General features: G+C 66.0%; 16 protein-coding genes. 4 read left to right on the forward strand and 12 right to left on the reverse strand.

Annotated features, from left to right (window positions below; genetic code table 11):
- Positions 1–65 precede the first annotated feature (65 nt).
- The 5 genes from ACEE23_RS02810 to ACEE23_RS02830 form a co-directional block, all read right to left on the reverse strand.
- On the reverse strand, positions 66–857 hold the full coding sequence (locus ACEE23_RS02810) for a hypothetical protein (RefSeq protein WP_368519920.1): 792 nt from the start codon (positions 855–857) through the stop codon (positions 66–68).
- A gap of 227 nt (positions 858–1,084) precedes the next feature.
- Positions 1,085–2,305 (reverse strand): acetate kinase, encoded by a 1,221-nt coding sequence (locus ACEE23_RS02815; RefSeq protein WP_368519921.1) that lies wholly within the window; start codon positions 2,303–2,305, stop codon positions 1,085–1,087.
- Complete coding sequence (pta, locus tag ACEE23_RS02820; protein WP_448872646.1) at positions 2,306–3,682, reverse strand: phosphate acetyltransferase; 1,377 nt, start codon at positions 3,680–3,682, stop codon at positions 2,306–2,308.
- Positions 3,683–3,831: 149 nt separating this feature from the next.
- Entirely contained in the window at positions 3,832–4,818 is a 987-nt protein-coding gene (locus ACEE23_RS02825; RefSeq protein ID WP_368519923.1) for a lactate/malate family dehydrogenase, read from the reverse strand.
- An 89-nt stretch (positions 4,819–4,907) separates the two neighbouring features.
- The gene (locus tag ACEE23_RS02830) at positions 4,908–6,257 is read right to left on the reverse strand and encodes an HAAAP family serine/threonine permease (RefSeq protein WP_368519924.1); all 1,350 of its coding nucleotides are present in this window, start codon (positions 6,255–6,257) and stop codon (positions 4,908–4,910) included.
- Between the two features lie 438 nt (positions 6,258–6,695).
- Between ACEE23_RS02830 and ilvA the strand changes: the two genes are divergently transcribed.
- The 3 genes from ilvA to ACEE23_RS02845 all read left to right on the forward strand — a co-directional run bounded on the left by ilvA (position 6,696) and on the right by ACEE23_RS02845 (position 10,074).
- Complete coding sequence (gene ilvA / locus ACEE23_RS02835) at positions 6,696–7,973, forward strand: threonine ammonia-lyase IlvA (RefSeq protein WP_368519925.1); 1,278 nt, start codon at positions 6,696–6,698, stop codon at positions 7,971–7,973.
- Positions 7,974–8,107: 134 nt separating this feature from the next.
- Complete coding sequence (locus ACEE23_RS02840; protein WP_368519926.1) at positions 8,108–9,472, forward strand: FAD-dependent oxidoreductase; 1,365 nt, start codon at positions 8,108–8,110, stop codon at positions 9,470–9,472.
- Between the two features lie 23 nt (positions 9,473–9,495).
- The gene (locus ACEE23_RS02845) at positions 9,496–10,074 is read left to right on the forward strand and encodes a GNAT family N-acetyltransferase (protein WP_368519927.1); all 579 of its coding nucleotides are present in this window, start codon (positions 9,496–9,498) and stop codon (positions 10,072–10,074) included.
- Between the two features lie 15 nt (positions 10,075–10,089).
- Here the strand turns inward: ACEE23_RS02845 and purT are convergent, their stop codons facing one another.
- Both purT and ACEE23_RS02855 read right to left on the reverse strand, forming a co-directional pair.
- Positions 10,090–11,466, reverse strand: coding sequence for a formate-dependent phosphoribosylglycinamide formyltransferase (gene purT / locus ACEE23_RS02850; protein ID WP_368519928.1), 1,377 nt, complete (start codon positions 11,464–11,466; stop codon positions 10,090–10,092).
- Positions 11,467–11,656: 190 nt separating this feature from the next.
- Entirely contained in the window at positions 11,657–12,949 is a 1,293-nt protein-coding gene (locus ACEE23_RS02855; RefSeq protein ID WP_368519929.1) for an adenylosuccinate synthase, read from the reverse strand.
- A 107-nt stretch (positions 12,950–13,056) separates the two neighbouring features.
- Here ACEE23_RS02855 and ACEE23_RS02860 point away from each other — a divergent pair, with 107 nt between their 5' ends.
- A complete protein-coding gene (locus tag ACEE23_RS02860; RefSeq protein ID WP_368519930.1) occupies positions 13,057–13,929 on the forward strand; it encodes a hypothetical protein in 873 nt (290 codons plus the stop codon).
- Between the two features lie 3 nt (positions 13,930–13,932).
- Here the strand turns inward: ACEE23_RS02860 and ACEE23_RS02865 are convergent, their stop codons facing one another.
- From ACEE23_RS02865 to pyrE, 5 genes are all read right to left on the reverse strand, one after another.
- On the reverse strand, positions 13,933–15,123 hold the full coding sequence (locus tag ACEE23_RS02865; RefSeq protein ID WP_368519931.1) for an FUSC family protein: 1,191 nt from the start codon (positions 15,121–15,123) through the stop codon (positions 13,933–13,935).
- Positions 15,124–15,173: 50 nt separating this feature from the next.
- Positions 15,174–16,208 (reverse strand): class II fructose-bisphosphate aldolase, encoded by a 1,035-nt coding sequence (gene fbaA, locus ACEE23_RS02870; RefSeq protein WP_368519932.1) that lies wholly within the window; start codon positions 16,206–16,208, stop codon positions 15,174–15,176.
- Between the two features lie 142 nt (positions 16,209–16,350).
- Positions 16,351–17,550 carry a glycoside hydrolase family 76 protein gene (locus tag ACEE23_RS02875; protein WP_448872960.1) on the reverse strand — a complete coding sequence of 400 codons (1,200 nt, stop codon included), beginning with the start codon at positions 17,548–17,550 and terminating at the stop codon, positions 16,351–16,353.
- A 97-nt stretch (positions 17,551–17,647) separates the two neighbouring features.
- A complete protein-coding gene (locus ACEE23_RS02880; protein ID WP_368519934.1) occupies positions 17,648–18,334 on the reverse strand; it encodes a TrmH family RNA methyltransferase in 687 nt (228 codons plus the stop codon).
- The gene (gene pyrE / locus ACEE23_RS02885; RefSeq protein ID WP_368519935.1) at positions 18,327–18,872 is read right to left on the reverse strand and encodes an orotate phosphoribosyltransferase; all 546 of its coding nucleotides are present in this window, start codon (positions 18,870–18,872) and stop codon (positions 18,327–18,329) included. The genes ACEE23_RS02880 and pyrE overlap by 8 nt, the downstream gene beginning before the upstream one ends.
- Between the last annotated feature and the right edge of the window lie 52 nt (positions 18,873–18,924).

The raw sequence follows: 18,924 nt of genomic DNA on the forward strand, positions 1-18,924 counted from the left end.
GCTTCTGTGCAAAGGACGATATTTTCCGCCCAGCGCCCGGCACCCAGCGCCCGGCGCTCGTCGCCCTACCTCCCCGCCCGCCGCAACGTGGTGGTCAGCATCTCCATGAACTCGGCGTATTCGTAGAAGAGTTGCCGCGGTGTCACGCGACGGACCACGAAACCCTGGTTTTGCAGGTAGGCCTCGCGGTCGCGCTCGGAGCGGATGACGTCCTCGACCGCGCGGCCGTAGGTCTGCCCGTCGTATTTGGCGGCGCCGTCCACCTCGAGGACCAGCCATCCGTCGATGAGCAGGTCCACGCGGAAAGCGCCGATCTGGGCCTGGGCCTCGACGCGGTGGCGCTTAGCCAACCCGCTATGGATTAGCAGTCCGCGGGCAAGCGACTCGTACGGCGACTCCGAGTTGCCGATCGCGGCACCGATGACCTGACGGGCCTGACCAATCCCCCGGGTGCCTTTGAGCCTGCCGGCCACGGCCATCAACTCGGCGCGCTCAAAACCGCGGGCCAGGTAGCTGTCGGCGGCGACTAGCCCGCGCACGAAGCCGTGCAGGCGGGCCAGATCCACCACGGTGCGGGCCGGGCTGGTGGCTCTGACGCTGGCATCACTTTCCGCAACCGCCACCGAGACGATATCGCCCGGCGGCAGCTTCATCTTGTGGTAGCGCCACCCGGGCGGGACCTGCGCGTTAGGCGGGGCGGTGCCGCCGGCCAGGGCGAGTTCTATGTCCTCGCCCCCGCGGGCGCTGAGCACCCACAGCCGGTGGATGCGGGCGGCCGAGCGGGAGGTCAGCACCGCGCGGTGGGCGCTCAGCGCGGCGGCCAGGCAGCGCAGCCGGGCCTGTTCGTGGGCGGGCAACGACGTGAAATCCTGCGCGTCGGCGGTTACCTGCGGCGCGAGGCGGGTGCAGTGGTTATCAGTGGTACGGGGTCTTAGTCAGTTTCATACCGCCATCCTGACCGCCCACGCAAACACCGGTCTAGGCCGCCCGGGCCCAGATACAGCAAAACTGTGGATAACTGGGCGCGGGCCCTAGTTATCCACAGTCGCAGGCGCGCTCAAGTGGCGCGCGGCAGCACGAGGTGCTAGTACAGGCCGGCCTCGCGGGCCATGGCGGCGATATCGGCAGACTTCTGCGCGATGGCCAGTTCCTCGTTGGTCGGGACGACGAAGACCTTGACCGGGGAGTCTGCGGTGGAAATCATGCGCGGCTCCTTGGAACGGACCAGGTTGGCTTCCTTGTCAAAGTGGATACCGTACATGTCCAGGTTGTACAGGGAGTCCTGGCGGACCTCGGTGTCGTTCTCACCGACGCCGGCGGTGAACGTGATGGCGTCGACGCGGCCGAGCGCAATCATGTAGGAACCGATGAAGCGGCGCAGCTGGTGGATGTAGATGTTGTACGCCAGCCAGGCGTCGGAGTCCTCGTTCTCGATGCGCTCGCGCAGCACGCGGAAGTCATTGACGCCGGAAATGCCCTTCACACCGGACTGCTTGTTAAGCAGCTTGTCGATCTCATCGATGGTCATGCCCGCCTGGCGGGACAGGTGGAAGATGATGCCCGGGTCGATATCACCGGAACGGGTACCCATGGCCAGGCCGGCCAGCGGGGTCAGGCCCATCGAGGTGTCGATGGCGCGCCCGTTGGAGATCGCGGCGGCGGAGGCGCCGTTGCCCAGGTGCAGCGTGATCTGGTGGGTGTGGCCCGGGTCGCGGCCCAGCAGCTTCGGGACCTGCTGCGAGACGAACTCGTGGGAGGTGCCGTGGAAGCCGTAGCGGCGGATGTCGTACTTCGTCGCGACTTCCTTGTTGATGGCATACAGCGCGGCGGCCGGGGCCATGCGGTTGAAGAAGGCGGTGTCGAAGACGGCCACGTGCGGCAGGTCCGGCAGGATGGCGCGCGCGACGCGGATGCCGTCCAGGTTGGCCGGGTTGTGCAGCGGGGCCAGCGGGATGAGGTCCTCGATCATGGACTCGATCTGCTCGTCCAGCAGCTGCGGCTCGCTGAAGAGGCGACCGCCGTGGACGACACGGTGGCCGACGGCGATGAGCTCCAGCTGGGTGGGGCCGACCTGGTTGTCCTCCATGATCTCGAAGGCGCGCTTCAGGCCCGCGGTGTGGTCCGGGATTTCCAGCTCTTCGCGGATCTTCTCGCCGTTGACGGTGACGTTGATGGCACCGTTCGGCTCGCCGATCTGCTCGACCAGGCCGGTGACCAGCGGAGCGTCGGTGGCTTCGTTCTCCGGGTTCACCACCTGGAACTTGATGGAGGAAGAGCCGGAGTTAAGTACTAGAACGTAGGCCATTTAGGCGTTGCCTCCTGCCTGGATAGCGGTAATAGCGACGGTGTCGACAATATCGGGAACGGTAGCGCCACGGGACAGATCGTTGACCGGCTTGTTCAGCCCCTGCAGGATCGGGCCCACGGCCAGGGCGCCGCCGGTGCGCTGCGCGGTCTTGTAGCCGATGTTGCCGGCTTCCAGGTCCGGGAAGATGAAGACGTTGGCCTGGCCAGCGACCTCGGAGTCGGGCATCTTCTTCTTGGCCACACCCGGGTCGCAGGCGGCGTCGAACTGCAGCGGGCCGTCGACCTTGAGGTCGCCGTTGATCTGAAGGGCGGCCTCCACGGCGGCCACGGCGCGGTCCACGTCCGGGCCGGAGCCGGAGGTGCCGGTGGAGTAGGACAGCACGGCCACGCGCGGGTCGATGCCGAACTGGGCCGCGGTCTTCGCGGAGACGGCGGCGATCTCGCCGAGCTGCTCGGCGGTCGGGTTCGGGTTGACCGCGCAGTCGCCGAAGGCCCACAGGCGCCCGCGCATGACCATCAGGAAGATGGAGGAGACCACGGAGGCCTCCGGGGTGGTCTTGATGATCTGGAAGGAAGGCTTGATGGTGTGGGCGGTGGTGTGCGCCGCGCCGGAGACCATGCCGTCGGCCAGGCCCTTGTGGACCATCATGGTGGCGAAGTAGGAGATGTCCTGCATGGTCTCGCGGGCCTGCTCGAGGGTCACGCCCTTCTTCTTGCGCAGCTCGGCGAAGTCGGCAGCGAATTCCTCGGCCAGCGGGGAGGTCAGGTGGTCGATGATGGTGGCGTCAGTCAGATCCACGCCCAGCTCGCCGGCGCGGGTGGCAATGGAGTCTGGGTTGCCCAGGATGGTGAGCTTGACGATGCCCTTTTCCAGCAGCTGGCCAGCCGCCAGCAGGATGCGGTCGTCGTCGCCCTCCGGCAGCACGACGTGGGCGCCGGCGGCCTTGGCCTGGCCCAGCAGCTGCTGCTCGAAGACGGGAGCGGACATGACCGGCTCGACGTTGAGGTTAATCTGGCGGGCCAGGGCCTCGCCGTCCTTGAGCTGGTCCGGCGTGACAACGCCGGCGACGGTCGCCTGCACGTCCTTGGCGTGGCGGACCGCGAGTTCGGCCGCGCCCTTTTCCTGCTCGGCTACGAACAGCAGCGGCACGCCGACGGCGGCGGCAGCTACGGAGTCGAAGTGGGTGTCGCCGGTGCCCTGAATAACTACGGGGCCGTCGGCGGTAAGTTCCGCAGCGACGACGTCGGCGAGCTTCGGGTTGAGCTCATCCAGAGTGCGCAGCTGCGCGTCTAGCTGGTGGGCAGTTTCCGCAAGGTTGAGGTCGGCAAAATCACGACCTACGACACTGACAAGGACAGAACGAGCATTAGACATGCGACGAACCTTTCATTCGCTGTCACGGGGCAATATCCACAGCAAAAGTGCTGTATATCACTCAGTAATTTGTTTAGTGACCTCCTCTACCCTACTTCAGAATGCCCATTTTTTCCGATTCGCGTAGATGTAAAACAGGTCACTCATGACTATAAGTTTTGGGCAGAATCCGCGATTGCGCGTTTAACCGCAGCTACGGACTTTTCTAAGGCCTTCGTTTCCCAGTCATCCAGCTCCACTGTCAGGCGCCGGAGGACCCCCGAACGCCCGATCAAACATGGCAGGGAGACCGCGACGTCGCCGTCGTAGCCGTATTCGCCGTGCAGGGTGGTCGAGACCGGGAAGATGGCGCGCTCATCGAGCAAGACCGCCCGCGCCAGGCGCATGGCCGAGGCGGCGACGCCGGCGTTGGTCCAGCCCTTGGAGTGGAAGACCTGGTAGGCGGCCTCGACGACGCGCTCGGCCAGGTCCGCCGCGTCGAGCCGGACGCCGGGGAAGTATTCGCCGAGCCGGGCGGCGGGAATGCCGGCCACGGACAGGTGGGACAGGACCGGGAAGGCGGCCATGCCGTGCTCGCCCATCATGTAGCCGTCGACGGAGTCGGGGCTAATCCCCAGATCGTCGGCGACTAGGCGGCGCAGGCGGGACGAGTCCAGCATGGTGCCGGTGGCGAAGATCTTGTGCTCCGGGTAGTCGAATTCGTTCTGGGCAATCCAGACGATGGTATCGGCCGGGTTGGTGATGAAGATGAGCACGGGGCCGGCCTCTTTGTCGGCCACGTTCGCGCACACCTCGCGCATGATCCCGCGGGTGATATCGCCGTTGACGGGCGCGAGCGCCGCCCGGTCCGGGTTGGCGTCGGGGTTGTCGGGGTCCACGATCATCGACGGGCCGGCGGCCGAAATGACGACGTCGGCGTCCGCGCACTCGGAGTAGTCGCCGCGGCGCACGCGCGGGACGAAGCTACCGGGCACGCCGGTCAGGTGGTGTTGGTCGAGGGCCTCGCCGTAGGCAATGTCGGGGTCGCTATCGATGACCACAATGTCGGCAAACAAGCCGGAGTGTACCGCCTCTGCCAGCACGTAGGAACCTACGTGGCCCGCTCCGGTGATAACGAGCTTGGCTGGTCGGTTCATGATTTTCCTTTCGACGAGTAGTGAAACAAGAAGGGTTCTCGGCAAGCGAAAAACCGCCGACCTCGAGTGTAGGCCGGCGGTAGCAGCGCTTACAGGGAGTGGAAGATGGAGAAGAAGATGGTTGCCACGGCCACCAGGCCGATGAAGGTGGTGAACCAGTTGGACGGCTTGCCGCGGAAGCGCTTGAGCGCGTCCACCTTGTGGATGGCCCACATCGGAATCAGGAAGAGCAGGACGGCAATGGCCGGGCCACACAGGGTCTCAATCATGCCCAGGATGGACGGGTCGGCCCAGGCGACCAGGATGCAGGTCACCAGGATGAAGATAAGCGAGCCGGTCTCCAGCGCGCGGCTGTGGGTGAACTTGGTGTTGCCAGCGACGTGGTTGCCGGTGACCACCAGACCCTCGACGGACTCCGCCGCGCCCAGGTAGTGGCCCAGGAAGGACTTGCAGATGGCCACCAACGCCACGATGGGGGCTACCCATTGCAGGAAGGGGGCATCGAAGTGGTTGGCCAGGTAGGACAGGATGGTGATGTTTTGCTCCTTGGCCTCGGCCAGGTTTTCCGGCGACAGGGACAGGGCGCAGGAGAAGACGAAGAACATCACGACGATGACCATGAGGCCTTCGGCCGCCGCCAGGACCTGGCCGGTCTTCTTATCCGCCCACTTGTCGCCGTACTCCTGGCGCTTCTCGGAGGCGAAGGAGGAGATGATCGGCGAGTGGTTGAAGGAGAAGACCATCACCGGCACCAGCAGCATCAGCGTGGTGGCCAGGCCGTTGCCGGAGGCCTCCCGCGCGACGTCTAGGTCGAAGGTAGAGAAGAAGGCGGTGTTCCAGCGCGGGATGAGGTAGAGCGCCAGGAAGATCAGCACGGCGATGAAGGGGAAGGCCAGCGCGGACATCACCTTGACCACGATTTCCTGGCCCATCTTCACCACGAAGATGAGGCCGCCGACCAGCAGGGTGGCTAGCGCCCAGCGCGGCCAGGGTTCAACGTGCAGCTGGTGGATGAGGAAGGACTCCAGGGTGTTGGTCAGCGTGACGGCGTAGACCAGCACCAGCGGGTAGACCGCCACGAAGTAGAGGACGGTCATCACGACGCCGGCGTTGGCGCCGAAGTGCTCCTCCATGACGTCGGTCAGGTGGGACTTCGGATCGGAGCCGGACAGGACCAGGCGGGTCATCGCGCGGTGGGCCCAGAAGGTCATGGGGAAGGCGATGATGGTCATGATGATCAGCGGGATAATGCCGCCGATGCCCGCGTTGATGGGCAGGAACATGACGCCGGCGCCGATGGCGGTGCCGAACAGGCTCAGCGTCCAGATGGTATCGGTTTTGCCCCAGCCGGGGGCTTTGTCAGCGCTGTCGGGGCTACCCGGCGCCGTGGTGGTTGGTGCCCGCCGGGCGTCGGCGGCCTCGGGAGGGATGACGGACATGGTGTGTTCGACCCTTTCGACGTGTTCCCCGCAGCCCTACGCGAAAGAACGGGCCGATGGAGAACTATTTATCACTTCACGCTCCATCCTCCGGAAAACCCCCGCAGGATGCTATGAGCAAATTCACATTTGATGATTAATTATTATCACATCACCAAAATGAGAACTTTTCCGCAGGGATCCGTTATAGTAATTAGCCACACTCGGTTCTGACATAGTTTTTACCTAGTAGCCAACAGGAACCACCGGAAAACCCGCCCAGGCTGCACCGACCCCAAACGCCCCCTGAAAATCCCCTAGGGAAACGGTGTTTCACCCTAAGGCCGCACCTCCCCCGCCGGATGCCCCCGACTATTGGGCATGTCACGGAAAAACCGGGCACTATGACCAAAATCAAAGCCCTTTTGCCCAGGTCAGAGAACTTATAACATCGGAGGCATGAGCACTACAGTCCAGACCCCGCTCGTCACCGCCGCCGAAATCGAGGCCGCCCACGAGCGCATCCAAGATGAAATCAACCGCACCCCACTGCGCTACAGCGAACGACTGTCCCAACTGACCAACTGCAACGTCTACCTCAAGTGCGAGGAACTGCAGGACGTGCGCTCCTACAAGATCCGCGGCGCGCTCAACAGCATCAAGAACCTGAGCGACGAGGAGCTGGCCGCCGGCATCGTCACCGCCTCGGCCGGCAACCACGCCCAGGGCGTGGCCTACGCCTGCAAGACCATGGGCGTCCAGGGCAAGATCTTCGTGCCGGTGTCCACCCCGGCCCAGAAGCGCGACCGCATCCTGGCCCACGGCGGCCGCTTCGTGGACCTGGTCGTGACCGGCGAGTCCTTCGACGAGGCCTCCGCCGCCGCCCATGAGGACGCCGCCGAGCGCGGGGCCACCTTCATCGAGCCCTTCGATGCCCACGACACCGTCGTCGGCCAGGGCACCATGGCCAAGGAAATCCTCGAGCAGCTGGCCGAGGAGGGCAAGGAGCTGCACGCGCTGATCGCCCCCGTCGGCGGCGGCGGCCTGCTCTCCGGCCTGACCAGCTACGTCGCGGAGAAGGCCCCGGAGGCCCAGATTTACGGCGTGGAGCCGGCCGGCGCGGCATCGCTAGCCGCAGCCTTCCGTAATAATGGCCCGATGACGCTGCCGACCGTGGACCCGTTCGTGGATGGCGCGGCCGTCAAGCGCATCGGCGCGCTGCCCTACGAGATCCTCTCGGCCAACAAGGACCGGCTGGAGCACTTCGCAGTCAGCGAGGACGACGTCTGCATCGAGATGCTCAACCTCTACCAGAACGAGGGCATCGTCTCCGAGCCGGCCGGCGCGCTGTCCGTGACCGGCCTGACCAAGCTGGACCTGGCGCCGGGCTCGACCGTCGTCTGCGTCATCTCCGGCGGCAACAACGACGTCATCCGCTACACAGAGATCATGGAGCGCTCCCTGGTCCACCGCGGCCTGAAGCACTACTTCCTCATCAGCTTCCCGCAGGTCCCCGGCCAGCTGCGCATCTTCCTCGACGAAATCCTCAACCCCGGCGACGACATCACCCGGTTCAAGTACCAGAAGCGCAACAACTGCGTGCTGGGCACCGCGCTGGTGGGCCTGGTGCTGGAAAAGCCCGAGGAAATCGACCAGCTCATCGAACGTTTGGACAACTCCAAGTTCGAGTACGAGTACCTCAAGCCAGGTACGCCTGAATATAAGATAGTCGGATAAGCCCTTCTGAGGCTGATTTGGGGAGCAGGCTTGTTACCCTATCTAGTACGTTGCTCGCATCCGAACGTATGATGAGCTCAGATTAGACAAGTAACAGCCACTCCCCCAAGAATCAGTGAGGACACCGACATATTATGACTTCCCCTCTGCGCGTTGCAGTCGTTGGTTCCGGCCCGGCCGGCATTTACGCATCCGATCTTCTGGTTAAGTCCGAGGTCGACGTCCAAGTCGATCTGTTTGAGAAGATGCCCGCCCCCTTCGGCCTGATCCGCTACGGCGTGGCCCCGGACCACCCGCGCATCAAGGGGATTGTTCAGTCTCTGCACAACGTCATGGAAAAGGAAGACATCCGCTTCCTGGGCAATATTGAGGTCGGCCGTGACGTCACCGTCGAGGAGCTGCAGGACTACTACGACGCCGTCATCTTCGCCACCGGCGCCACCGCAGACCGCCTGGTCAACATCCCGGGCGAGGACCTCGAGGGCGTCCACGGCGCCGGCGAGTTCGTGGGCTTCTACGACGGCAACCCGAACTTCAAGCGCGACTGGGACCTGTCCGCCGAGTCCGTGGCCGTCATCGGCGTGGGCAACGTCTCCCTAGACGTCTCCCGCATCCTGGCCAAGACCGCCGATGAGCTGCTGGTTACGGAGATCCCGGACAACGTTTACCAGACCCTGAAGACCAACCGCGCCAAGGAGATTCACGTCTTCGGCCGCCGCGGCCCGGCCCAGGCGAAGTACACCCCGAAGGAGCTCAAGGAGCTGGACGAGTCCCCGACCATCGAGGTCATCGTCGATCCGGAAGACATCGACTACGACGCTGCCTCCGAGGAAGCTCGCCGCGCCACCAAGTCCACCGACCTGGTCTGCCAGACCCTGGAGGGCTACGCCATGCGCGAGACCAAGGGCGCCCCGCACAAGCTCTACATCCACTTCTTCGAGGCCCCGGTGGAGATCCTCGGCGAGGACGGCAAGGTCACCGGCCTGAAGACCGAGCGCACTGAGCTCGACGGCACCGGGCGGGTCAACGGCACCGGGAAGTTCACCGAGTGGCCGGTCCAGGCGGTCTACTCCGCCGTGGGCTACCACCCGCAGGACGTCAAGGGCGTGCCCTACGACGAGGAGAAGGCCGTCATCCCGAACGACGGCGGCCACGTGCTGCGCGATAACGGCGGGGAGAAGATCCCGGGCCTGTACACCACGGGCTGGATCAAGCGCGGCCCGGTCGGGCTTATCGGCAACACCAAGTCCGACGCGAAGGACACCACCTCCATGCTGCTGGCCGATCACCTGGCCGGCGAGCTCACCGAGGCCACTAAGCGCGACCCGCAGGACATCCTGGACCTGCTGGCCAGCCGCGAGATCGCCGTGACCACCTGGGAAGGCTGGCACCGCCTGGACGCGGCCGAGCGCGCCGCCGGCGAACCGCAGGAGCGCGAGCGCGTCAAGATCGTCGAATGGGACGACATGGTCCGCTACGCCGGCCCGCAGGAGGACTAAGCCCGGCCGCTAAGCTGGTGGGCGTGACTAAAGAATCTTTTAACCCCACCATCACCGCCGCGCCGCTCGCGGCGCTGGCCCCGCTAGACGTCCACGCGCTCTACAAGCTGCGCGTGGACGTCTTCGTGCGTGAGCAGGCCACCCCTTACGCCGAAATCGATGACACGGACGCCCAGCCGTCCACCATCCACCTTTTGGCCTGGGACAGTCCTGCAGCCGAACAAGAACGAGCGCAAGCACAAGAACAGACCCAGGATCCCACCTCCCGGCTCCTGGGCACGGCCCGCCTGTTCCCGGCGACCATCCCGGACCCGGACGCCGCAAAGCAAGGCGAGCCCGCCGACGCCCCGACCATCGAGGTCGTCCAGTTCGGCCGCTTCGCCCTGGATCCCGCCGCCCGGGGCACGGGGCTGGGCCGGCAGCTTATCGATGCCGCCTTGCAGTTCGCCGCCACCGCCCGTCCGGGCACGCCGGTCTACCTGGAGGCGCAATCGCCGCTGACCGGCTACTACGGCCGCTTCGGCTTTAGCGTGTGCGGCGAGCCCTTCGACGAGGACGGCACCCCGCACACGCCGATGATTAAGCGCGCCACGGCGAAGTAGCTAGGAGGCAGGCTCCTACTTCCGGCCCCACAGGGTGGTGTTTTCGACCGCGGCTTCCTCCTCGTCATCGTCGATGCCGCCGGTCAGCTCGGGGTTGACTCGCACGAGCGGCTCGTCGAGCAGCACCACCTTGTGCAGCTGCGGGATATCCGGGGTCTGGGAGTCCTCGACGACCTCGGCCGCGGTCGGGGTGCCGCGCACCTCGATGCGCGCGGCCGCCACGTTGGCCCTATCGCGGGCCTCCTCGATGTCCTCGCCCGTGGAGACCACCAGGCCCATGCGCCGGCCCTTGTAGGCGCCCGGCTTGCCAAACAGCGTCACGTCGGTCTCCGCGACCGCCATCGCCTGGCCCACGCCCTGGTAGGCCACGTCCTCGATGTCGTCGTCCGCGTGCAGCATATAGGACGCACCGGGGGTTACCAGGGTGACGTCGATCGGGTAGCCCAGAATGGCCCGGGCTTGCAGCTCGAACTCGGAGAAGCGCTGGGTGTAGCCGGTCAGCATGGCGGTATCCGACGGCCGCGGGGAGACGGAGGAGAAATACACGTCGTCGCCGGCGACGAAGAGCTCCACCCCGTAGACGCCGCGCCCGCCCAGCTCGTTGGAGATTCGCGCGGCCACCGAGCGGGCGTTTTCCAGCGCGCGCTGGCTCATGGGCATCGGCTGCCACGACTCCACCAAGTCGCCGTGCTCGTGGCGGTGCCCGATGGGCTCGCTAAACCACGTGGCCATCTCCTTGGTGGACGGGTCGATGGAGCGCACCGCCAGCAGCGTGACCTCGTAGTCGAAGTCCACGAAGCGCTCGGCCACCACGCAGTCCGAGTCTGAGGACACACGGCGGACCTTCTGCCAGGCGCTGGCGATTTCCTCCGGCTCGCGGACCAGCATGTGCCCCTTGCCGGAGGTCGACACGTCCGGCTTGATGATGCAGGGAAAGCCCAGCTCCTCGACCGCGGCGACGAGCTGCTCCTCCGAATTCGCAAAGCGGTAGGCCGTCGTGGGCAGGCCCAGCGACTCCGCCGCGCTGCGGATCGATTCCCGGTCCCGGGTGAGCTCACAAGCGCGTGCGGTGGGCACTACCACGGCATCCGTTTCCGCCTCCAGGCGCGACAGGGCATCCACGGCCACCATCTCCACCTCAGGCACGACGAAGTCCGGCTGGACCTGGGAGGCAATCTCCCAGACCGCCTGCGGGTCGGAAATCTGCGCCACGTGCGCCACGTGGGCGATGTGCAGCGCCGGCGCCCCCGGGTAGGAGTCCACCGCGTGCACCTCCAGCCCCAGGCGCTGGAACGCAGCCGTCAGCTCCTTGCCGAGCTCACCACCGCCGAGCAGCAGCACCTTGGTGGCGTTGGATGTCAGCGGCGTTCCGATATGTTGTGCAAAGTCCATAGATTGTTCCTCCAGAAGCTGTGAGACACCACAGCAAACTCTGCGACCATTATCGCATAGCGCCAGCTATCTGCCGCATTGGAACAGGCCATAACATTGCGCAGGTACCGGTCCCGCAACGCACAAACTCCCGCCCAGCTGCCATCACAGCATTCGACGGGAGTGTGTGTTCTATTGGTTTTCTGCCTGCTTAGGCGTCCTCGAGGACGTCGTGGCGCACGATGGTCTGGTCGCGGCCGGGGCCGACGCCAATGTAGGAGATGCGGGTGCCGGACAGCTCCTCGAGGCGCAGGACGTAGTCCTGGGCCTTCTGCGGCAGTTCCTCGAAGGTCTGGCAGCGGGTGATGTCCTCGTCCCAGGCCGGCATGGTCTCAAAGATGGGCTCGGCGTGGTGGAAGTCGGACTGGGTCATGGGCATCTCGTCGAAGCGCTTGCCGTCCACGTCGTAGGCCACGCAGATGGGGATCTCCCCGATTCCGGTGAGAACGTCCAGCTTGGTCAGGAAGTAGTCGGTGAAGCCGTTGACGCGGGTGGCGTACCGGGCGATGACGGAGTCGTACCAACCGCAGCGGCGCTTGCGGCCGGTGTTGACGCCGATCTCCCCGCCGGTGGTCTGCAGGTACTCGCCCCACTTGTCGAAGAGCTCCGTGGGGAACGGGCCCGCGCCCACGCGGGTGGTGTACGCCTTGATGATGCCCAGGGAGGTGGTGATCTGCGTCGGGCCCACGCCCGAGCCCACCGAGGCGCCGCCGGCGGACGGGTTGGAGGAGGTCACGAACGGGTAGGTGCCGTGGTCCACGTCCAACATGGTGGCCTGACCGCCCTCCATGAGGACGTGCTTGCCGTTGGACAGGGCATCGTTGAGCTCGAGCTCGGCCTCGATGACCATCGGGCGCAGGCGCTCCCGGTAGCTCAGGAAGTACTCCACGACCTGCTCCGGGTCGATGGCCTTGCGGTTGTACATCTTGACCAGCATCTGGTTCTTGATGTCCAGCGCGGAGGTAACCTTCTGGCGCAAGATGGACTCGTCGAAGATGTCTTGGACGCGGATGCCGATGCGCGCGACCTTGTCCGCGTAGGCCGGGCCGATGCCGCGGCCGGTGGTGCCGATGGCGCGCTTGCCCAGGAAGCGCTCCTGCACGCGGTCGAGCGTCTGGTGGTACGGCGCCACCAGGTGCGCATTGGCGGAAATCTTCAGGCGGGAGGCCTTCGCGCCGCGGGCTTCCAGCCCGTCGATCTCGTCGAAGAGGGCCTCCAGGTTAATCACGACGCCGTTGCCCAGGATCGGGGTGGCGTTTTCCGACAGGATGCCGGCGGGCAGGAGCTTGAGCTCGTACTTCTCGCCGCCGACCACGACGGTGTGGCCGGCGTTGTTGCCGCCGTTCGGCTTGACAACGTAGTCGACCTTGCCGCCGAGGATATCCGTCGCCTTGCCCTTGCCTTCGTCGCCCCACTGGGCGCCAACAATGACGATTGCTGCCATGGTTGCTAGTTCACTTCCCCATTTAAATTGGAGTCAAATACGCACTAACTCTACCTGGTTAGCCATCCGCGTGGGCTCTCCTACCCCGGCGAAGTAGCATAGAAAACATGCGTGTGATGATCTTACGCTGCGGTGCGCCGCAGTTTGCCCTGTCCTCCGCTCCGGACTCCAACTGGGAAATCCTGGACTGCGAGGCCGTACCCACGCGCAAAGAGCTCAAGGCGCTAGACGCCGCCGCCCGCGAGATCCTGCCCGAAGACCCCACGCCGTCGCTCGATGAAATCGCCGCCCAACCCGACGTGGCGCACCTAGGCGCGCCAGCGCCCGCGCCCCAGCCGGTACCCGAAGCGCTGCGCGTGATCGTCATCGGCACGGACGCCGCCCTGTCCGCGGTGATTACCCGGCTCATGCGCGCCGACACAATGTGGGTCGAGGTCGCCTACGTGCCGGTGGAAGACACTTCCGCCGCCGCCCAGAACTGGGGCCTGCCCCAGAATACGAACGATGCCTTCCGCCTGGCGCTGGAAGGTGTAGTCGCGCCGGTACCCACCATCCGCAACGACGCCGGCCAGGCCGTGGCGGGCTCGGCCACCATCAGCCAGTGGAACCCCGGGGCCATGACCGGGGAGATCATCGTCGACGACCACGTGCTCGTCCGCCAAGACGGCGAGGCCCTACGCGGGCCCCAGGCGGGCGTCTACGGCGCCAAACTGGTGCCCATGGTGGACGCCCCCGGCATCGTCGCCGCGGCGGCGCCAGTGGCCCGCCAGGGGGTGCTAGGGCGCCTGCGCCGGAAGCCGGCCGCGCCGCAGCCCGGCCCGGTCGATCCGTCCACCGTGGCCACCGGGCGCGCGGTCCAGGCCGGCGGGCCGGAGCTGCGCGTGACCGTGGACGGGGTCTCCCGGCCCCGCCCGGTCGACCGCGTGACCTTCTACCGGCACCTGCGCGACCTGCAGGTGGTGCGGGTGGCGCGCCCCTAGCGTTTAAAGGTCGTGCTCGTCCTCGTCGTAGATCTCCGGCGGGTAGGCCGGGGTCTGCGAGGTCGGGATGAGCACCGCCACGGCGGACTCGCGGGACATACCGCAGATCATTAGCAGATCCACCACGATGGAGCGCGTCTGCGCCAGGATGGCGTAGGCCGACAGCTGGCTGCGGCCCTCCACGATGTCCATGCTGGCCCTAGCCCCCGCCCGGCGCAGCCGCTGGACCAGGTGGGGCAGCTCCTGGGCCTCGTTGAGGCCGCGCCGGCTGCCGTAGATTTCGGCCAGCTCCTCCATCACCGAGCACAGCTCCTCGATGAGCTCAATCTGGACCGGGGAGACCTTGTCCCCGTCCTCGGTGATCACCAGCGCGCGGCGGGAGAGCACGCGCACCCCGCGCACACCGTTGTCCACGGGCACGAGGATGCGTTCCAGCGAGCGGATATTGCGCCTAGAACCCCACATGATGGGCGAGACCTCGGAGGCCTCCCGGCCCTGCTTGGCGGCATCGGCCAGCTTCTCGATATTGGTCTGCGTGCCGAAGACGGCCTGGCGGGCCTCCTCGATGATCTCGACGTCCTGCTTCTCCAACCCGCGGGAGACGTCGTAGAGCACGCTGGCGGCGATGCTGAGCACCTTGGAGACCTCCCGGCGCGCCTGGGCCAGCGGCGAGTTCGGGATCAGCGCGATGGTGACCACGCCGATGACGGACCCGATGAGGGCATCGATAGCGCGGTTGAGGCCCCCGGCTCCCTCGGTGGGCGGGAAGATAGTGGCGATCAGGATGGAGCCAAAGACGATCTGGTTGGTCAGCAGCGGCGACTTGGTCATAAACGAGCCGAGCAGCAGCGTCGCGCCCACGATGACGGTGATCTGGAACGGGCCCTGGCCGACGAATTGGAAGAGGATATCGCCGACCGCCACGCCGGTGATGCCGCCGATGGCCATCTCCACCGCGCGCTTCATCCGGTCGCCGCCGGACAGGCCCAAGATGATCACCGTGGAGATCGGCGCGAAGAAGGGCTGCGCGTGGCCCGCGATGTCGTTGGCCACCCAGTAGGACAGCCCCGCGCCGACGGTGGCCTGCAGGATAAACACGAAGCGCGAGCGCACGCGGTTCAACCGGGCCATCAATGACCGGTCGATACTGCGCAGGCGCTCGCGCGTGGTGAGTCGTTTACGTTCTTCGGCCATGGGCGCCATTCTAGGACACTTTTATAGCGCCGCGGACCGAAAAGACTGCTTTAGCGGGAAACCGTCTTCCCCACCGAGTGCAGGTCCTGGCAGGCCTCGATGACGCGCTCGGACATGCCCTGCTCGGCCTTCTTCAGGTAGGAGCGCGGGTCGTAGACCTTCTTGTTGCCCACCTCGCCGTCGATCTTGAACACGCCGTCGTAGTTGGCAAACATGTGGCGCGCGACCGGGTTGGTAAACGCGTACTGGGTGTCGGTGTCCACGTTCATCTTGATGACGCCGTAGCGCAGGGCCTCCTCGATCTTTTCCTTCTCAGAGCCGGAGCCGCCGTGGAAGACGAAGTCGAAGGGCTGGGCGCCCTCGTCTAGGCCGAGCTTCTTCTGCGCGGTCTGCTGGCCCTCCAGCAGGACCTCCGGGCGCAGCTTCACGTTGCCCGGCTTGTAGACGCCGTGGACGTTGCCGAAGGTGGCGGCCAGCAGGTAGCGGCCGTTCTCGCCGGTGCCCAGGGCGTCGATGGTCTTCTCGAAGTCCTCGACGGTGGTGTAGAGGTTGTCGCCAGCCTTGGCTTCCACGCCGTCTTCCTCGCCGCCGACGACGCCGATCTCAGCCTCCAGGATGATGTGGGCCTTACGGGCCTTTTCCAGCAGCTCCTGGGCGATCTCCAGGTTCTCATCGATCGGGATGGCGGAGCCGTCCCACATGTGGGACTGGAACAGCGGCAGCTCGCCGCGGTCGACGCGTTCCTGGGAGATGGCGATCAGCGGGCGGACGTAGTCGTCCAGCACTTCCTTCTGGCAGTGGTCGGTGTGCAGCGCGACGTTGATGCCGTAGTGCTTGGCGGCCTCGTGCGCGAAGGCGGCCAGCGCCTGGGCGCCCGCTACCTTGTTCTTGACTGCCAGGCCGGAACCGAACTCCGCACCGCCGGTGGAGAACTGGATAATGCCGTCGGACTCGGCCTCCGCGAAGCCCTTGAGCGCAGCGTTGATGGTCTCCGAGGAGGTGCAGTTGATGGCCGGGAAGGCAAAGCCAGACTGCTTCGCCTCGTCCAGCATGGCGTTGTAGACCTCTGGGGTAGCAATAGGCATAGAAGTGAATCTTCCTTACTTGGTTCGCGTTTGACTTACTGCACTACCAAGTATGCCTGTGATTTGGCTTGCGCGCCGCAGGTCTTGGTTAAGGAAAGGTGTGAGTTTGTACCTAGCCGGTGTCTGGTCCCGGCTAGTGGGGCTAGCCCCGGCCTTCTGCGCGGTCGCGGGCGACGCGGGCGGCGGCCTCCATCAGCATCCAGCCGGACAGCTGCACCGACAGGTCGCGCTCCGCGATGCGGATGACGCCGACCTTCTCGCCCAGCGTGGTCGGGCCCAGGCCGAAGTTGTGGGGCAGGCGCGCGTCCGCGGTCCAGTCCGTGCCGAAGATGGGCAGACCGTCGACCTCCAGGCGGTGCTCCCAGACCGAGGCGGCCGAGGACATCACCAGGCGGGCGGCCAGCTTCTTCGCCGCGCGGTTGGCGGGCGAATCCCCCGGCAGGCGCACGGCCGCGCCCGCCAGGTAGCGCACCAGGATGCCCTTGAACAGGCCGCCGTCGCCGTCGCCGGTGTCCCAGTCGATGACCCCGGCGGGGGTGGCCATATACGAGGCGATGGCCTGGATGAGCCCGCGGATGCGGGTCAGGTACTTCACGGTGTCCTCGGCGCGCTCGGCCTCCTGGACCGAGTCCAGGTGCTCCAGTGAGGAAAAGCCGGCGCGCTTGCGCAGGGCCAGCGCGATTTCCACGCAGGCGCCCAAGACCACGCCCTGGCAGTAGGGGTGCAGGTTGCGCACCCACTCCGGGCCGTCCATGCGCATGCGGATGCCGTCCATGATAAGCCCCTGGTCATCGACCAGGTTTTCGTAGAGCCACTCGACGATCTTCTCGGCCTCCGCCAGGTGCCCCGTGCGCGCCAGCAGGATCGCCGCCGGCCCGTTGGAGGGCACGTTGAAGAAGTTCTCGCCCTCCCGCCACGGCAGCACGCCCAGGTGCTCGTCGCGGCCGGCGCGGATGTTGTCCTGCAGCTCCGCGAGCTTCGAGTAGGGCTTGACCTTGCTCAGCTGCCCGGCGCGCTGCAGGGCGAGCGCCAGCCAGGCCTTGTCGTCGAAGTAGCGGTTGTTCTTCAGCGGGCTGAGGTTGCGCACTCGGATGCCGCGCACGGTTTCGGTGATCCGCTTGCGCCGCATCTTGGTGTTGTGGCGCTGGGCGGCATCCACCAGGCAGTCCAGGTAATGCGCCTGCCACCAGTAGTGCCAATGGAGGAAGATCTTTTCCTTGCCGGTGGGCGGCCAGCGCACGATTGCCAAGTTGGTCTTTGGCAGTCCCCACACGCGTGCTGCGTGGCGGTCATTGATGGCGGTTTCTGCCAGATCCGCGCGGTGTGCCCACTTTTCGTCCACTCAGGTGCCCTAATTTCAGTCGATCTATTACTCACAGGAAGTCTAGCGCGCTCCCAGCTCACACGTGCAATTTTGCGCAACTGGCTGGCGCCCCCGCCTACCAGCTGTGGGACAGATCCGCGTGCTGGCGGATCCAGGCATGCATGGCGATGCCGGCCGCCACGCCCGCGTTGATAGACCGGGTGGAACCGAACTGGGCGATGGAACAGGTCATCACCGCCCCGTCCTGGGCGGACTGGCTCACGCCGGGGCCTTCCTGCCCGAACAGGAGCAGGCATTTCTCCGGCAGCTCGGCGGTCTCCAGCGGCACGCAGCCCGGGGTGTTGTCGATGGCCACGACCGTCAGCCCCTCCTGCCCCGCCCACTCCAGCAGCTCTTCTACCGTGTCGTGGTGGGCCAGGTGCTGGTAGCGGTCCGTGACCATGGCGCCGCGGCGGTTCCAGCGGCGGCGGCCGACGATGTGGACCGTGTCCACCGCAAAGGCGTTGGCCGTGCGCACCACGGTGCCGATATTCGAGTCGTTCTCGAAGTTCTCAATGGCAATGTGCAGGCTGTGGCGCCGGCTATCGATGTCGGCGACGATCGCCTCGCGCCGCCAGTAGCGGTAGGCGTCCACCACGTTGCGGCGGTCGCCCTCGGCCAGCAGCTCCGGGTCGTAGCGCTCGGCCTCCAGGCCGGTGGGCCACGGCCCCTCCCACGGGCCGACCCCGTGCCGGCCCTCGTTCCATTCGGTGGGGCCGGGCTGTTGGTCGGCTTCGCTGCCGCGGGCGTCCGGCTTAAGCAAGGTCGAGGTCCTCCAGGCCCAGCAGGAAGCGGTATTCCAGTCCCTCGGCCGCGATGGCTTTGTCCGCGCCGGTGGCGCGATCCACGACGGTGGCGATGCCGACGACCTCGGCGCCGGCCTCGCGCAGGGCGGCCACCGCGGTCAGCGGGGAGTTGCCCGTGGTGGTGGTGTCCTCGACCACCAGGACCTTCTTGCCCTGAACGTCAGCGCCCTCGATGCGGCGCTGCATGCCGTGCTTCTTGGCCTCCTTGCGCACCACGAAGGCGTCGATCGGGCGGCCGTCCGCGTGCATGATGGAGGTGGCCACCGGGTCCGCGCCCAGGGTCAGGCCGCCGACCGCGGCGAAGTCCCAGTCCGCGGTCAACTCGCGCAGCAGCGCGCCGATCAGCCGGGAGGCCTCGTGCTGCAGGGTCGCCCGGCGCAGGTCGACGTAGTAGTCCGCTTCCTTACCCGAGGACAGAGTCACCTTGCCGTGCACCACGGCCAGCTTTTTGACCAGCTCGGCTAGTTGGCTCTTTTTCTGCTCGTCCAGCTTCATGAGGTTTAAAAACTCCTTTGCTTAGCCCGCGCGGGACGAAGTCTGCGTCCGC

It is taken from the genome of Corynebacterium sp. 32222D000AT (assembly GCF_053546955.1).

Coding starts and splice junctions, on each gene's coding strand:
- pyrE (WP_368519935.1), bottom strand. CDS start 18,872: ATGAAGCTGGACGAGCAGAAAAAGAGCCAACTAGCCGAGCTGGTCAAA.
- ACEE23_RS02865 (WP_368519931.1), bottom strand. CDS start 15,123: ATGGCCGAAGAACGTAAACGACTCACCACGCGCGAGCGCCTGCGCAGT.
- ACEE23_RS02860 (WP_368519930.1), top strand. CDS start 13,057: ATGCGTGTGATGATCTTACGCTGCGGTGCGCCGCAGTTTGCCCTGTCC.
- ACEE23_RS02825 (WP_368519923.1), bottom strand. CDS start 4,818: ATGAACCGACCAGCCAAGCTCGTTATCACCGGAGCGGGCCACGTAGGT.
- ACEE23_RS02830 (WP_368519924.1), bottom strand. CDS start 6,257: ATGTCCGTCATCCCTCCCGAGGCCGCCGACGCCCGGCGGGCACCAACC.
- ACEE23_RS02840 (WP_368519926.1), top strand. CDS start 8,108: ATGACTTCCCCTCTGCGCGTTGCAGTCGTTGGTTCCGGCCCGGCCGGC.
- fbaA (WP_368519932.1), bottom strand. CDS start 16,208: ATGCCTATTGCTACCCCAGAGGTCTACAACGCCATGCTGGACGAGGCG.
- purT (WP_368519928.1), bottom strand. CDS start 11,466: ATGGACTTTGCACAACATATCGGAACGCCGCTGACATCCAACGCCACC.
- ilvA (WP_368519925.1), top strand. CDS start 6,696: ATGAGCACTACAGTCCAGACCCCGCTCGTCACCGCCGCCGAAATCGAG.
- ACEE23_RS02815 (WP_368519921.1), bottom strand. CDS start 2,305: ATGGCCTACGTTCTAGTACTTAACTCCGGCTCTTCCTCCATCAAGTTC.
- ACEE23_RS02855 (WP_368519929.1), bottom strand. CDS start 12,949: ATGGCAGCAATCGTCATTGTTGGCGCCCAGTGGGGCGACGAAGGCAAG.
- pta (WP_448872646.1), bottom strand. CDS start 3,682: ATGTCTAATGCTCGTTCTGTCCTTGTCAGTGTCGTAGGTCGTGATTTT.